Origin of the sequence: Salinibacterium sp. NG253 (assembly GCF_015864945.1) — a bacterium.
GTDB lineage: Bacteria > Actinomycetota > Actinomycetes > Actinomycetales > Microbacteriaceae > Rhodoglobus.
In genome coordinates, this window is the sequence record NZ_JADYWF010000002.1 from 409,482 (window position 1) to 423,558 (window position 14,077).

At 61.1% G+C, this 14,077-nt stretch carries 13 protein-coding genes; 10 read left to right on the forward strand and 3 right to left on the reverse strand.

Annotated elements, in window-relative coordinates; all coding sequences use genetic code 11:
- Position 1 precedes the first annotated feature (1 nt).
- The 3 genes from I6E52_RS11815 to I6E52_RS11825 form a co-directional block, all read right to left on the reverse strand.
- Positions 2-943 (reverse strand): CPBP family intramembrane glutamic endopeptidase, encoded by a 942-nt coding sequence (locus I6E52_RS11815; RefSeq protein ID WP_197157674.1) that lies wholly within the window; start codon positions 941-943, stop codon positions 2-4.
- Between the two features lie 69 nt (positions 944-1,012).
- A complete protein-coding gene (locus I6E52_RS14585; RefSeq protein ID WP_197157676.1) occupies positions 1,013-1,660 on the reverse strand; it encodes a thermonuclease family protein in 648 nt (215 codons plus the stop codon).
- 66 nt (positions 1,661-1,726) lie between these two features.
- Complete coding sequence (locus I6E52_RS11825) at positions 1,727-2,431, reverse strand: SGNH/GDSL hydrolase family protein (protein WP_307842520.1); 705 nt, start codon at positions 2,429-2,431, stop codon at positions 1,727-1,729.
- Between the two features lie 210 nt (positions 2,432-2,641).
- Between I6E52_RS11825 and I6E52_RS11830 the strand changes: the two genes are divergently transcribed.
- The 10 genes from I6E52_RS11830 to I6E52_RS11875 all read left to right on the forward strand — a co-directional run bounded on the left by I6E52_RS11830 (position 2,642) and on the right by I6E52_RS11875 (position 14,067).
- Complete coding sequence (locus tag I6E52_RS11830; protein WP_197157678.1) at positions 2,642-3,319, forward strand: MazG family protein; 678 nt, start codon at positions 2,642-2,644, stop codon at positions 3,317-3,319.
- A 270-nt stretch (positions 3,320-3,589) separates the two neighbouring features.
- Positions 3,590-4,192: a TetR/AcrR family transcriptional regulator gene (locus I6E52_RS11835; protein WP_197157680.1), complete on the forward strand. Its 603-nt coding sequence runs from the start codon at positions 3,590-3,592 to the stop codon at positions 4,190-4,192.
- Positions 4,193-4,378: 186 nt separating this feature from the next.
- On the forward strand, positions 4,379-5,998 hold the full coding sequence (locus I6E52_RS11840) for a cell wall-binding repeat-containing protein (protein ID WP_197157682.1): 1,620 nt from the start codon (positions 4,379-4,381) through the stop codon (positions 5,996-5,998).
- Between the two features lie 57 nt (positions 5,999-6,055).
- Complete coding sequence (locus I6E52_RS11845; RefSeq protein WP_197157684.1) at positions 6,056-8,032, forward strand: O-antigen ligase family protein; 1,977 nt, start codon at positions 6,056-6,058, stop codon at positions 8,030-8,032.
- Between the two features lie 51 nt (positions 8,033-8,083).
- A complete protein-coding gene (gene hisS / locus I6E52_RS11850; RefSeq protein WP_197157687.1) occupies positions 8,084-9,373 on the forward strand; it encodes a histidine--tRNA ligase in 1,290 nt (429 codons plus the stop codon).
- 28 nt (positions 9,374-9,401) lie between these two features.
- Complete coding sequence (locus I6E52_RS11855; protein WP_307842521.1) at positions 9,402-10,358, forward strand: CPBP family intramembrane glutamic endopeptidase; 957 nt, start codon at positions 9,402-9,404, stop codon at positions 10,356-10,358.
- 60 nt (positions 10,359-10,418) lie between these two features.
- Positions 10,419-11,699 carry a phosphopyruvate hydratase gene (eno, locus tag I6E52_RS11860; RefSeq protein WP_197157689.1) on the forward strand — a complete coding sequence of 427 codons (1,281 nt, stop codon included), beginning with the start codon at positions 10,419-10,421 and terminating at the stop codon, positions 11,697-11,699.
- A gap of 30 nt (positions 11,700-11,729) precedes the next feature.
- The gene (locus tag I6E52_RS11865) at positions 11,730-12,236 is read left to right on the forward strand and encodes a septum formation initiator family protein (RefSeq protein WP_231602082.1); all 507 of its coding nucleotides are present in this window, start codon (positions 11,730-11,732) and stop codon (positions 12,234-12,236) included.
- The gene (locus I6E52_RS11870; RefSeq protein WP_231602083.1) at positions 12,233-12,820 is read left to right on the forward strand and encodes a DUF501 domain-containing protein; all 588 of its coding nucleotides are present in this window, start codon (positions 12,233-12,235) and stop codon (positions 12,818-12,820) included. Before I6E52_RS11865 ends, I6E52_RS11870 begins: the two co-directional genes overlap by 4 nt.
- On the forward strand, positions 12,820-14,067 hold the full coding sequence (locus tag I6E52_RS11875; RefSeq protein ID WP_307842523.1) for a S8 family serine peptidase: 1,248 nt from the start codon (positions 12,820-12,822) through the stop codon (positions 14,065-14,067). Before I6E52_RS11870 ends, I6E52_RS11875 begins: the two co-directional genes overlap by 1 nt.
- Positions 14,068-14,077: the final 10 nt, after the last annotated feature.

A 14,077-nucleotide genomic window follows, 5' to 3' on the forward strand; every position in this document is an offset into this window, starting at 1 on the left:
ACTAGGGCGCTGGCTCCGGCGCTGATTCCGGCGTGGGTGCCGGGGCTTCGGTTGTTGAGTCGCTCGAAGCAGGCTCGGCCGTACCCGCACCCGCGCCCTCGGCTTCGGCCTCGGGAAGCGTCGCAGGCTTCGCAGGCTTCGCTGTCGGTTTAAAGGCAAGTGGGTTTCGTCGACCGTCGATTCGGTGAACGCCCCCGATCGCCATCGGAATCAACACGAGCGAGCGCAGGTCGAGAAGCGCGTGCGCGATGATCGTGATGAGAATGCTTCCGGTGAGCACGTAGATGGCCATGAAGACTGCGCCGAGCACCGTTGTGACGATGATGCCCGTGAGTCCCTGGTAAGAGTGCATGAGCCCGAATAGGAGAAGGCTCACCACAACCGCGACGATCGCATTGCCGGTGGTGGCAAAAAGCAGCGCCGGCAGAGCGAGGCGAAAAAGCAGTTCTTCAACGAGCCCGGCATTGATGGAGAGCAATCCACCCAGTACGAGCTCTTGGCGATTGCGGGGAAGGATCGCTTGAACATCACCAAGACTCACGACCTCGTCACCCTCGTTTCGAACCGAGATGATCGCAACTACTGTGACGACGATCACGCCGATCGCGAGCCCAACGAGCACTCCGCCGGTGAGGGAGGGGCGGGCAGTGAGTATGCCAAGCAACCAGGACACCCACGGCCACGATTGAACATCGGCGAGTAGGGGAGCGGCGAATGCTCCGCTCACCACGAGAACCACGAGTGCTAGACCGCCAAACAGCGTGAACGAGATCAGCAACCAGCGGCGCAACATCTTTTGGCGACGTTTGGTGGTGCGAAAACGTTTGAAGCGGCGGTATTCGCGCTGATCCCGGCGGAACGTGCGCAGAGCGAGAGCGGTCAGAACCCCGCCGAGCGTAAGCCAGAGCAGTGCGAGCATGACGGGGTTAGCGGGGTCGAGCATGCACCAATCGTGCCATGCGGTGGCTGAACGGCCGACGCGATGCGTGACCGAGTGCGCTTCGGCCGCGAGCTAGCAGGCGCCCCACATGCCGAGCTTCGCCGCGTAGGCATCATCTTCGGCGTCGCGCAGCTCGGGCCAGTAGCGATCGTTGAGTCCGACTTTGAGAGCTTCAGCGGCGCCGAGTTCGACCATGGCTAAGTTCACGAACGTGCCGTCTTGCAGGTAGACGTAGAGCAGCGAGCGGCCGTAGCGGTCCTCGGGTTCGCGATCCTCAGAGGCCCACACGGTGGTGCCTTCGGGGAGGAAGTCGCGCAGCAATTCACGCGCTTCGATTCCGTAGCATTCTTCGGCATCCGGATTCTGCTGGCTGGCGAGCTCGGGGGTGTCAAGCCCGATGAGGCGCACCTTCAATTCGGTGCTGCCGTTCTGGAGATAAAGCGTGTCGCCGTCGTGCACATAGTTGACGGTCGCCGCGAAAGCGTCAGTCGGGATGCCGATGGTGGCGCTCGCTGCGTCGGCGTTGTCGGCGTTGTCGGCGGTCTCGGGCGCGCTTTCGGGAGCGGGATTCGAGCTGTTCGAGGTGCCCGCGACGTCAGAATCGTCGGGGGTGAAGCCTAGCGTGCCGTTACCGAAGTAGGTCGCGATGGCGATCACCGCGACGAGCACGACAACGATAAGAGTGCCAAGAGTGCGGGGACGTTGAGGGGAGGCTGCCACGGAAAGATTCTTGCATGCTGCGGCGGGGCTGAGACGAAGGGTGCGGCGGAAGGCGACGAATGTTATCTAGTTGTCGTCGTCAATTTCGGTGCTGTCGGGGTGCTGCTGGGCCGCGATCGCCCGCGCCGTGGCGGTGCCGAGCTCTTTGCCCCAGAGAGAGTGCACAGTTTTCCAATTCAGGCTTTGCTCGATGAATGCGGTGCTGGTTTCGAGCGCAGGGAAGGGCGCGTAGGTCACGTCGGGCACCGCCTCGCAGACAGTGAGTGTCGCCTCGTTCAGGCGATTGATCTGCAGGGCGAGGATGCGCTGTACGACGAGCGGCATGGGGCGAAAGCGGTACATAACGGGAACTTCAGACACAATTACGGGGCACTCAGGGTGTGCGCCGTGACGCGCAGCCTCGATCAGCGCCACGAGGCTTTCCCTCCACTTGGTGGCGGTGGTTCCCAGCAGCACATCGGGCGGACCGAGCAAGACGACCACCGCATCCACGTCGACCGAGATGTCGGCAAGCTGGTGGGCGGCGCGAGCCATCGTGAGTTCAGTGTCGGTCATGGTCGTCCACGAGCATCCGGAACCGTGTTCGCGCGCCACGAAGCGTGCAGTTTGCGAGACCACGGCGAGCCCGTGATTGAGCACGCCGAAGCCGGATGCCGCCGAGTCTCCGATGAATAGCATCCGGGAAGGATCGGGGCCGTCCACTTCTCCCTCGGGGACATCGTCGGGAAAGAGTGCGTTGGCGGTTTCGACCCGGTAGGCGATCAAGTTCACTCTGAGGAGAGGCTTGAATAACTGGATGAAGCCAGCGATGAAACGGCGGGTAACCGGAGTGGCAGAAGGTACACCGATGGCGCGCCTAGGAGACGTGTTCTTCGGGTCCACACGACACATAGTGGTCGAGAGCGCGGCACTCTCGCCGGAGGACATCCCGCAACACGGAACGTGACTTTGGCTTAGTTTGAGAAGTGGGAGAATGGCGGCATGACTGAGCCTGCTGCGCCTCATCCCGAACTCGACACCCTTATTGCAACTCTCGAACGGCTGCGTGCGCCGGGAGGGTGCGCGTGGGATCGCGATCAGACGCATGAGTCGCTTGTGAAGCACCTTGTGGAAGAGACCTACGAGTTGGTGGATGCGATCGAAGGTGGCGGTACCGCCGACATGGTCGAAGAGCTCGGCGACGTGCTCTACCAAGTGCTTTTCCATGCCGACATTGCGACTGAAGCGGGGCGCTTCACTCTCGAAGATGTAGCCGCTCACATGAACAACAAAATGGTGAGCCGGCACCCGCACGTGTTTGCCGACGCCACCGCCGAGACGGCCGACGACGTTGTGGCGGCCTGGGACGAACTGAAGAAAACAGAGAAGCCCGAACGTACTAGCGTCACCGACGGCATCCCGCAGAAGATGCCTGCGCTAGCACTCGCTGACAAGCTGCTCGGTCGGGCGCACAAGGTCGGACTCTTGGATGCCACGACTCCGGGCGCGATCAATGTTACGGAAGAAGATGAACTGGGCCCGCTGCTGCTGGCGATTGTGGCATCCGCGAAAGCAAACGGTTTGGATTCGGAACGGGCGTTGCGCTCAGCGCTGCGCCAGTTGACCGAAGAGATCAAGGAGCACGAAGTGTCGGTAGCGAGGGCCGATTCAGCGGACTAGAACCCGGATGGGTGGTGCCCCCCTTAACCCGAATAAGGAGGGCACCGGCGCAACGCCAGCAAACGAGACATGTGATCGCACGTCGATCGTCTACCGAATGGCATCGCGCGCTGAAGGATCGGTGGGATTACCCGGCCTACCGATCCAGCGTTGGAGAAGCCCCTGGTGAGGGGGATTCAAGTAGTTGTGGTGCCGTTAACAGGTTTCCGGCACAAGGAGAAATCATAACCATTGTCGAACCCATAAGCAAACAACCGTTATGTTTATTTTATGGCCCGTAGACCCGACCCGACACGCAAGCCAGCTCTTCTTCAGCAAACTATCGCCTATCTTGCTGATAAACCGCTGTCTAGTCTCACATTCCGTTCGCTTGCGAAAGCGCTCGATGTCAGTACCTTCACGCTGGTTTACCATTTCGGAACGCGCGCAGAGCTCGTCCGTGAAATAGTGCGGATCAACGCGCGGGGAGCGAGCCCTGAAGAAGCTGCGATGCTTCCGTTTGACACTCTTGAGGACTACTTTTCGAGCCTCGCGCAGTCGTGGCGGTGGACGCAACTGCCGGAAAACTTGCACCGCCAACGCCTCGAACTTGAGGCTGGCCTGCTCGAAGCGGTGGAACGCGACGAACTCTCCATCACGCGTGACTACTTTGTGCGGTGGATCGAGATGGGCACAGCAGCGCTAGTAGCCCTAGGAGTAGAACGCGGCGCGGCCGAGGTGGAGGCTCGCTTGTTGGTCAATATGTTCCACGGCGTGCAGTTCGATCTCGTGCTCAACCACGATCGTGAGGCATCTAACGCCGTCTTTGAAGCCGCGATCGCGCACCATCGCTCGCGGATTGAAGCACTAGCGGATCAAGCGACGCACCGATAATCTCACCGGCGGATGTGCTCTGCACTGTTGTTTCGGTTTCACCTCCGGGCGAACTGGGGGGTAGCGCCAGCGGTAGACCACTTTGCTCAATTCATGTTTTTCCCGACGGTGCTGGTTTGGGTTGCGCTAACCTCGATCAACCTAATATTCGCTCAGTTCTGACCTGAATTTTTATGAGGAAAATCTATGAGCTCTGCCTACTTCACTTCCCCAAAAAACCGGTTGAAAGTCACGCTAGCAGCGCTTTTTGCGGCCATCGCGCTAGTCGTCGCTCCTGTGACTTCAGCTGCTCCCGCCTCGGCAATCGGTTTCGCGATCTCTGGATCGTGGAGTGCGCCTGGGGCGACCGGCACGATTGCTTACCTCGAGGCGTACGACACCAGCACGTACGACACGGTTGAGATCACGATCACTGGTTCGACCTTTAAAACTGAGGTTCTCGCAGCGGGCGAATACACGATTTTCGGTGCACACGACGATTCCCGGTTTGCTGGTTATAGCGCGACTGTCGAGGTTTCCGCCAGCGACGTGACGCACGATATCGAGTTTCTTAAAAATGCGTACATCCGCGGAAGCGTGACTGACTTCAACAATGTGGGGGACAGCGGCGATAAGTCGGGCGGCCCCTCGGCGATTAGTCGCACCGTTCTGGTGAGCGTCGAAAACGTCGACGTCAGCAAGAACGGCACCACCCATTGGGTTTCTCTCGTTGACGACAAGCCGTCAACCTATGAAATTCCAATCGCGCCCGGTACCTATACGGTCGGATTCAGTTCGTCAGCCTATTCTGAGACTCAATACTTCCCGGGCACAGAAGACGCGAGCTCGGCGACCGAAATCACGCTTGCGCCCGGCGAAAAAATTTCGTACGTCGACGCAATCTTTCCCGTGAGCTCAAATGAAGCGCTTCGTCTGGGCGGCTCCAATCGCTATGCGACGTCGGTAAAGATCACGCAGCGATTCGCGCCCGGTGTTGAGCGACTCTATATTGCCACTGGAGACGGCTTTGCGGATGGCTTGAGTGCTGTTCCGGCGGCAGCGGCATTCGATTCCCCGCTGCTTTTGACTGAAACAGGCTCGCTCCCGAGTGTCGTCGCGGCGGAAGTCGAGCGACTAGATCCAGAACAGATTGTGGTGGTCGGCGGCACCGGAGTGGTCTCGGCGCACGTTGTCACCCAGCTGAACGCCCTTGTGGCGGACGACGAGCCCGTGATGCGGCTCGAAGGTTCGAATCGCTATGCAACATCTCGCGCTATTGCGCGGGACGCGTTCCCGGACGGTGCCGATGTTGCGTTCATCGCGACCGGAGCCAACTTCCCTGATGCTTTAGCGGCTAGCCCCGCTGCGGCGTACTTGGACGGACCCGTGATCTTGGTGAACGGTGACAGCAACACCCTTGATGCAGCTACACAGGATCTGCTCGTCGAGCTGGGTGTCAGCCACATCAAGATCGCTGGAGGCACTGGAGTCGTAAGCTCAGGAATCGAGGCAGCTCTCGCCACCGTTCCTGGGGTTACCGAGGTTATTCGCTACTCGGGCGGAGGACGTGTAGCCACCGCTGTGGCCATCAACCAGTTGTTCCCGGCAAGCAGCACCGCCTTCGTCGCTACCTCGACGGGCTTTGCAGATTCGCTGGGCGGCGCTGCGCTTGCTGGATTCAAAGATGCACCCCTGTATCTGTCGCCGGCATTCGGTCTTCCGTGTGACGTTCTCGACGACTTCTTCCGGTTGGGCGCGACGAGCCGCGTTGTTCTCGGCGGGGAAGGCGTCCTCAGCCACAGGATTCTCACCGACGACGCCTGCTAGCGACACACGGGTGAGTGCACCATTAGAAACGCGCTCATCCGCGCCAGAGTAGACCCTATGAAAGCCCCGCGCTCCCCAGCGATGCCATCCAGCAGGCTGGGGAGCGCGGCGCTGTGGGTCGCCTTTATCGCGGTAGTCGTGCTGTTGCCAGACGGCCTGAACCGCTGGGTGTTCCCCAAAGAGGCTGCGTTGGCACTCGCCGCGCTTCTTGCTTCTCTGGCTCCGGCCACCGGCAGGCTCCCGCGGTGGTTCCTCATTGCGGTCGGTGCGGGTGCGATTGTGCTGGCGAGCGCTGCGCTTCTTTCGGCAGTACCTCTCCCGCAACTGTGGGGGAGAGCTCCCCGCTTCGAAGGGCTGGTTTCGCTTCCGGTGTATTTTGCGGCGGCATGGATTGGTGCCCGACTGCTCGGACCTCGAAGCTCACATCAAGCGCCCCTTGTTGCGCTTCGAGCGGCTGCCACTATTGCTATCGCGATCGCAGTTGTTGCCCTTCTCGAGGCATCCGGCGCGCGTCCGATTTCGACATCCTTCGAGCGTCCAGGGTCGTTGCTGGGCAATGCCACTGATCAGGGCATCGCCGGTGCCATGCTTTTCGCGTTCCTCAGCTTGCCCGCGTTGCGGGCATGGTTTCCCGACCGAATTATCAGGGTTGGCAAGGGAAAGCCTGCGCTCGCCGTCCACGTCTCTTGGGAATATCGCCTTCTCCTTGCAACGGGCGTTGGTGCGGCGATTACGGCTGTTCTCTTGTCTGCTTCCCGCGGTGCGCTTCTCGCTCTGTTCGCAGCACTGATTGTGGTGGCGGGCTTTGAACTCCGCCGCAGCGCCCGTGTGGTGGAGCTGTCCGGTCGAAAGATTCTGCGCTTGTGGTTTATCGCCGCCGGAATCGCAGCGGGGATGCTCGCGATTGCGCTCGCTATTCCGCTAACTCGAGCTCGACTTTTAGGGGCATCGTCAACCATCGACGATCGAATCCTGATCTGGAAAGAGTCGCTGACCCTGTTCGCGCAAACTCCTTTCCTGGGGCTTGGGCCGAGCGGCTATGTCGATGCAATCGGTCAATCGCACGGTCCGCAATGGTTCGAACAGGTTGAGTCCGGAGCTACTCTCGACTCTCCTCACAACTGGATACTCCAAGCTGTGTCCGCGGGCGGAGTACTCTTTCTCGTTCTCGCGTTGACCATAGTGCTGGCGGTCGGCGTCGTTGGAGTGCGAAAGTGGTTCGTAACCCTCAACGAGGCTCTGGAATCACCCCGCTGGGCGCCACAAATTCTCGGCAAGTCGGATCTGGCCGCGGCAGCGCTGGCGTTGTGTGCAGCGTGGGCAGTGGGGCTGCTGACCCATTTCACTTCGCCTTCCACAAGCATCCTGGGCTGTGTGGTTGTTGGCATGCTCATTGCCCGCGCGCCGACGACTGACGAATCCGCCCGCGCGCCGACGACTGACGAATCCGCCCGCGCGCCGACGACTGACGAATCCGCCCGCGCTGCTCTCGCGAGAGTGGCACGCACCGTGATCATCGGCCTGTGGGCGTCATGGTTGATCATTTCGTGCGTTGCAGAAGTCCCTCTCCAGCAGGCCGTGAACCACGCCGTTGCCGGAGAAGTGGCCACGGCCAACTCGAAGTTTGAGACGGCGATGGCGTTGCGACCATGGGATACCTCGATCGCCTCGACAGCAGCGCAGTACCTCGCCGTTGCCGCCGACAACAGGGTCGATGGTGCGGCGCTTCTCACGGTCGGTTGGGCTGAGCGAGCACTAGCGGATACCCCGGACAGCGTGGCAACGCTCAAGGCGTATGCCGTCGGTCTGCGGGCAGCGGACCGTCCGGAAGATGCGCAGGAGGTCTATGAGCGCCTTCTGAGCATGCGCCCCAACGATGCTGAAGTCATGTTGGGTAGGGCCAGTACTTTCTACCGTGCCGGTGACGCCCCCGCGGCGCTGGAGTGGGCACAGCGTGCGAGCCGCCAGAATCCGAATGACGAGACGATCACCACGTTTCTCGAGTTCCTCGAACAACTGCCCGCAGAAGAGTAGAAATCGCGGCGAGTGGCGAGGGAATGTGCCACGTGCGAGAGAATAGGAAGCATGGCGTCCACTGTTAACCCTCCCCGCGGCATGCGGGATTTCCTCCCTGCAGAAAAAGCTCAGCGTGAGCGTGTGCTCAGTGTCATCCGGGGAAGCTACCGTGCTCACGGGTTCGACGAGATCGAAACCCCGGTGATGGAAGACAGCTCACGCTTGCATGCCGGTTTGGGCGGCGACAACGAGAAGCTCGCGTTCGCTGTCATGAAACGAGGGCTCACGAGTGAGAAGCTGCAGGCGGCATCCGATGCGCTTGAACTCGCCGACCTGGGCATGCGTTTCGACCTCACGGTGCCGCTGGCCCGTTTCTATGCGACGCACCGTGCCGAATTGCCGAAGGTGTTCCGGGCGATTCAGATGGCACCCGTGTGGCGTGCCGAGCGCCCGCAGAAGGGGCGTTACCGCCAGTTTGTGCAGTGCGACATTGACATCATGGGCGAGGCGGGCCCGAGCGCTGAGATCGAACTCATCACCGCTACGGCTGCCACGCTTGATGCTCTCGGCATTGAAGGCTGCACCATTCGCGTGAACGATCGTCGCTTGCTCACGAGTTCGCTCAGCATTCTCGGGTTCCCGGCCAAGGAGCACGAAGCGGTGCTCATCACGGTCGACAAGCTCGACAAACTCGGTGCCGATGGCGTTGTTGCTGAGTTGCGTGAACGTGCCTTCCCCGATGGTCCAGTGGCGGCGCTCGCCGAATTCCTGACGCGTCCGGCCCCCGACACTGCTGTTGAGTTCAGCGCGGATGCCATCCGTGCCGCCCTGCCCGCAGGAGTCGCCGAGGAGGTCATTCTTGAACTCGCGGCGATCGGCCAGGCCGTTGAAGCGGGCCGTGGTGACTCCGGAGCGCTGATCGAATTCGACCCGTGGTTGGTGCGGGGGATGGGCTACTACACGGGCGCCATCTTTGAGGTCGCGCATCCGTCGCTCGGCTATTCCCTCGGTGGCGGCGGGCGCTACGACGGAATGATCGGTCGCTTCTTGGGCAGCGATGTTCCGGCTGTTGGCTTCTCGCTCGGCTTCGAACGTCTTGTCGATCTCGTTGAGCTCGGCGATGCAGACAATGATGACCAGCTTGCGTTGATTTACGACACCGATGTCGATGCGGCGACGCTCGTGCGGTTGCAAGCAGCGTTGATTCGTGACGGCAAACGCGTGCGGCTTGAGGCTCGACCGAAGAAAATGCCCCAGCTTCTCGATCAGTTGAAGGGTGCCGGTTTCACCAGTTTCGCAACGGTCCGTGCAGAAAACATGAGCATTGATAGCCTTGAGTTCAAGCCACTGGGTGGTTAGCTAGCGCCCACTTTTTGAGGGAGAAAACGTGAACGTCAAAGCAAAGCCGATTCTTGTTTTCGTGGGCGTCAGTTTTGGGCTCGCGTGGCTCTTTGCCCTTCCTCTCTGGTTCACGGGCGGTCTCGAGAATCCGTTCTTCACGGTGTTTGCGCTCGCGATGATGTTTACGCCGGCGATCGCGGCGCTCGTGGTCGTCCTTTTTGTCGAGAAGCATCCGGATGCTCGCTCGCGGCGCGCGGCGCTGGGGCTTGGTTCGGTGCGCCCCGTCGGTCGGTTCCTGCGCTACTTGGCGTTGGCGCTCGTCGTTCCGCCCGTCTTGATTCTGGCTGCGCTCGTTGTCGGTGCCATCGTGGGGGTCTACCCGGCCGACTTTGTGAACTTCTCCGGCTTCCAGGCGCTGGTCGATAGCCAGTTGGCGGCGATTGGTGAAGAGCCGCTGCCTGTCCCGATTGGCCTGCTGGTCGCGCTGCAGTTTGTGAACGTGTTGATCGGTGCGGTCATCAATACGATTCCGGCGTTCGGTGAAGAACTCGGCTGGCGCGGCTGGTTGTTGCCCAAGCTGCTGCCCCTCGGCATCGTTCCGGCCATCCTTATTTCAGGAGTGATCTGGGGTCTGTGGCATGCCCCGCTCATCCTGCTCGGCTACAACTACCCTGGTGCTCCCGGCTGGCTCGCGCTCACGGCCATGGTCGGCATGACGATCGTCGTTGGCGGAGTGTTCGCGTGGCTGCGCATCCGTTCGGCGTCGGTGTGGCCGGCCGCCCTAGCTCACGGTGCCTTCAACGCAGCTGCCGGGTTCTCGATCATTTTCATCATGGTTGGCGAATCTTTCGACCCCCTTCAGGCAAGCATTTTGGGCTGGACCGGATGGCTCGTGCCGCTCGTTCTGGTGATAGTGCTGCTAGCCACTGGCCAGTTTCGTTCGCCAGCCCCGTCACCGACTGTTAGCCGTAACGAGTCAGCGCCGGCCGTTGGCTCGGAGTAGGCTTTCACACGGACATCCACCACTGTCAGTCCAAACAAACTTTCTTTAAGGAGACACCCTGTGGCTTTGATCGAAGCAGTTGGCGCCCGCGAAATTCTCGATTCCCGTGGTAACCCCACGGTCGAGGTCGAGGTTTTGCTCGATGACGGCGTAGTTTCTCGCGCCGCAGTTCCTTCGGGAGCATCCACTGGCGCATTCGAGGCTTACGAGCTTCGCGATGGCGACAAGGACCGTTACCTCGGCAAGGGCGTTCAGAAGGCCGTTGACGCGGTTATCGACGACCTTGGCCCCGCAATCGAAGGCCTTGACGCCTCCGACCAGCGCCTCATTGACGCTGAGCTCATCGCCGTTGACGGTTCCGAGAACAAGAAGAACTTGGGCGCTAACTCGATCCTCGGTGTATCGCTTGCTGTTGCCAAGGCTGCGGCTGACTCGGCAGACCTGCCCCTCTTCCGCTACCTCGGCGGCCCGAACGCTCACGTGCTTCCCGTGCCGATGATGAACGTCATCAACGGTGGTTCGCACGCTGACAGCAACGTTGACATCCAAGAGTTCATGATCCTCCCGCACGGTGCAGATACCTTCAGCGAAGGACTTCGCTGGGGCGTTGAGACGTACCACGTGCTCAAGGGACTGCTCAAGAGCAAGGGCCTCAGCACCGGCCTCGGCGACGAGGGTGGCTTCGCCCCCGACCTCTCCAGCAACCGCGCTGCACTCGACCTGCTCATGGAAGCAATCGAGAAGGCTGGCTTCACGCCCGGCAAGGACATCGCCGTTGGACTAGACGTCGCAGCAACCGAGTTCTACAAGGATGGCGCCTACACGTTCGAGGGTGCCTCGAAGTCGGCTGGCGAGATGAGCGCGTACTACGCCGAGCTCGTTGCCGCGTACCCCCTCGTATCGATCGAAGACCCGCTGGACGAAGACGACTGGGAGGGCTGGGCTCAGCTCACCGCCGAGATCGGTTCGAAGACGCAGATCGTCGGAGACGACTTGTTCGTCACCAACCCGAAGCGTCTCGCCAAGGGAATCGAGCTCGCAACGGCGAACTCGATCCTCGTCAAGGTCAACCAGATTGGTTCGCTCACCGAGACCCTCGACGCTGTGGCAATGGCTCAGCGTGCCGGTTACACCGCCGTCATCTCGCACCGTTCAGGCGAGACCGAAGACACCACGATCGCTGACCTCGCGGTCGCGCTCAACACCGGCCAGATCAAGACTGGTGCACCGGCTCGCTCCGAGCGCGTAGCTAAGTACAACCAGCTGCTGCGCATCGAAGAAGAGCTCGGCGATGCCGCTGTTTACGCTGGTCGCACCGCCTTCCCGCGGTTCAACGGCTAGCACTCACTAGCGTCGTCTAGCATCGAACGCATGGCTAGGCGAGTACGAGCACAAAAGGTAGCGGTGTCGCTGCCCGAGGAGAGCGCGCCCGAACACTGGCTGCGCACGATCCGCTTCTCGGGCTTCACCGTGCTTATGCTTGGTTTGCTCATACTCGCCGTCATCGTTCTTGCGCCCAACCTGCGCATTTTGATCGAGCAACAGCAGACGATTGCGCAACTGCAGTCTGAGGTCGAAGAGGCTCAAGAGTCTGTCGACAGCCTCACCGAAAATGTTGCCCGCTGGGATGACCGCGCCTACATCGAGTCCCAGGCTCGCGACCGGCTGTACTACGTGTATCCGGGCGAAGTGAGCTACTTGGTTACCGGGGAAGCGGCCGATGTCACGACCTCAGATGGTGTGCCGGTGAGCGCGACCATCCAAACCACTCAAATTGATTGGGTACAAACTCTCGTGTCGTCCATTTACACTGCTGGTCTCACGGAAGATGCCCCCGACGACCTCACCGCCCCCGTAGTTGAAGGACCTCAGCAATGACCACCCCACCGTTTGACACCGTCAGCGATGAAGACGTGCGCATTGTGTCGCTTCAACTTGGCCGCCCCGCTCGCGATGTGATCGGCATTGCGGCGCGCTGCGTGTGCGGAGCTCCGACCGTGGTCTCGACGAAACCGCGCCTGAGCGATGGAACGCCGTTTCCCACGATTTATTACCTGTGCCACCCGGCGGCCACGGCATCCGTGTCCACGCTTGAAGCTGAGGGCCAGATGCCGGAGCTCGCGGCAATGCTCGAGGGCGAGATTGGTGCGCAGTATCAGGCTGCCCACGAGGCCTACATTGCCGACCGGGATGGCATTGAGGTCGTTCCCGAGCTAGCCGGCGTTTCAGCCGGCGGCATGCCCACCCGCGTGAAGTGCCTGCACGCGCTGGTCGGCCATTCACTCGCCGCAGGCCCCGGAGTTAACCCCATCGGCGACATTGCTCTTGAGCGTGCCTCGTGGAGCCCGACCGTGTGCCAGTGCCCCGACTACACCGAAGCAACTAGCGACCGCGCCTCGGCAGCCGATTCTGCTTCGGTGCCCTCTGCTGCCCCAGCGACGGTGACAGGGGAGACACAATAGTGAAGCGGTGGGCTGCTGGCGCGATACTGATGGCGAGCCTTGCGTCGCTATTGGTGGCGACCCCTGCCCACGCGGATGCGGTGCGTGACCAAGAATATTGGCTTCAGGAGTACGGCATCGAAGCCGCGTGGAAGACCACCAAGGGCGCCGGCGTGACGATTGCGGTGATCGACACCGGTGTTGATGGCTCGGTGGACGAGCTTGCTGGTGTTGTCACGGGCGGAACAGATTTCTCAGGCCAAGGCTCGGCAAACGGCCAGACGCCGGTCGGCGACGATAACCCAGCGCACGGCACGCTCGTCGCGTCGCTCGCGGCAGGGCGCGGCACCGGCACGGACGCTGGCGTGATCGGTGCGGCTCCAGCGGCGAACATTATGGCGATCTCTATTGGTTTCACCGGTGGGGCGATCAGTTCGGATGATCAGATTGCCTTGGCGGTTCGCTATGCAGTCGATCAGGGGGCCGATGTCATTAACCTGTCGCTCACCCGCGAGACTCTCGACTGGCCGCTCAGCTGGGACAGCGCGTTCCTTTACGCGATGGACAACGACGTTGTTGTTGTGGCGGCGGCGGGAAACCGGGGCAGCGGAACTGCCTCCGTGGGTGCGCCCGCGACGATGCCCGGCGTTCTGACCGTTGCCGGCGTCGACGTGAACGGCGTCGCGAGCTTTAACGCATCTACTCAGGGCATCACGATTGGTGTAGCCGCGCCAAGTGAAGACTTGGTGGGTGTTGCTCCCGGCGGTTCGCATGTTCTGTGGAACGGCACCAGTGGGGCGACCCCGATTGTGGCCGGCATCGTGGCGCTCGTGCGTGCCGCGCATCCTGAACTCGACGCCAACAACGTGATTAACCGTATTGTGTCGACGGCGCATGACACTGGTGCTCCCGGTGCAGACGCGATCTATGGTTTTGGTCTCATCGATGCCGAAGCAGCGGTGACCGAAAACGTTCCGCTTGTCGACGAGAACCCGATGGGCAGCCTCGCGGAGTGGATCACGATTTACCGTCGCGCGGCATCAACCCCGATTCCGGTGCCGAGTTTCAGTGCGACACCAACTCCGATTCCTGAGGTGGCTCCCGATGTTGCGGGGCCCGTCAGTCCACTCGGAACAGTGCTGCCAACCGTGAGCATGCTTCGCAATGTGGGCGTACCTCTTGCCATTTACACGATTTTTTTGATGATTTTGGCCGGTTCGGGCGTCTTAGCTTGGCGTCGGTTTAGGAGTCTGCGCGAGACAGAGTAAGTTTGGTGGC

Bases quoted from the DNA above. Each gene is read 5' to 3' on its own strand.
- I6E52_RS11815 (WP_197157674.1), bottom strand. From the start codon at position 943: ATGCTCGACCCCGCTAACCCCGTCATGCTCGCACTGCTCTGGCTTACG.
- I6E52_RS11830 (WP_197157678.1), top strand. From the start codon at position 2,642: ATGACTGAGCCTGCTGCGCCTCATCCCGAACTCGACACCCTTATTGCA.
- I6E52_RS11835 (WP_197157680.1), top strand. From the start codon at position 3,590: ATGGCCCGTAGACCCGACCCGACACGCAAGCCAGCTCTTCTTCAGCAA.
- I6E52_RS11840 (WP_197157682.1), top strand. From the start codon at position 4,379: ATGAGCTCTGCCTACTTCACTTCCCCAAAAAACCGGTTGAAAGTCACG.
- I6E52_RS11845 (WP_197157684.1), top strand. From the start codon at position 6,056: ATGAAAGCCCCGCGCTCCCCAGCGATGCCATCCAGCAGGCTGGGGAGC.
- hisS (WP_197157687.1), top strand. From the start codon at position 8,084: ATGGCGTCCACTGTTAACCCTCCCCGCGGCATGCGGGATTTCCTCCCT.
- I6E52_RS11865 (WP_231602082.1), top strand. From the start codon at position 11,730: ATGGCTAGGCGAGTACGAGCACAAAAGGTAGCGGTGTCGCTGCCCGAG.
- I6E52_RS11870 (WP_231602083.1), top strand. From the start codon at position 12,233: ATGACCACCCCACCGTTTGACACCGTCAGCGATGAAGACGTGCGCATT.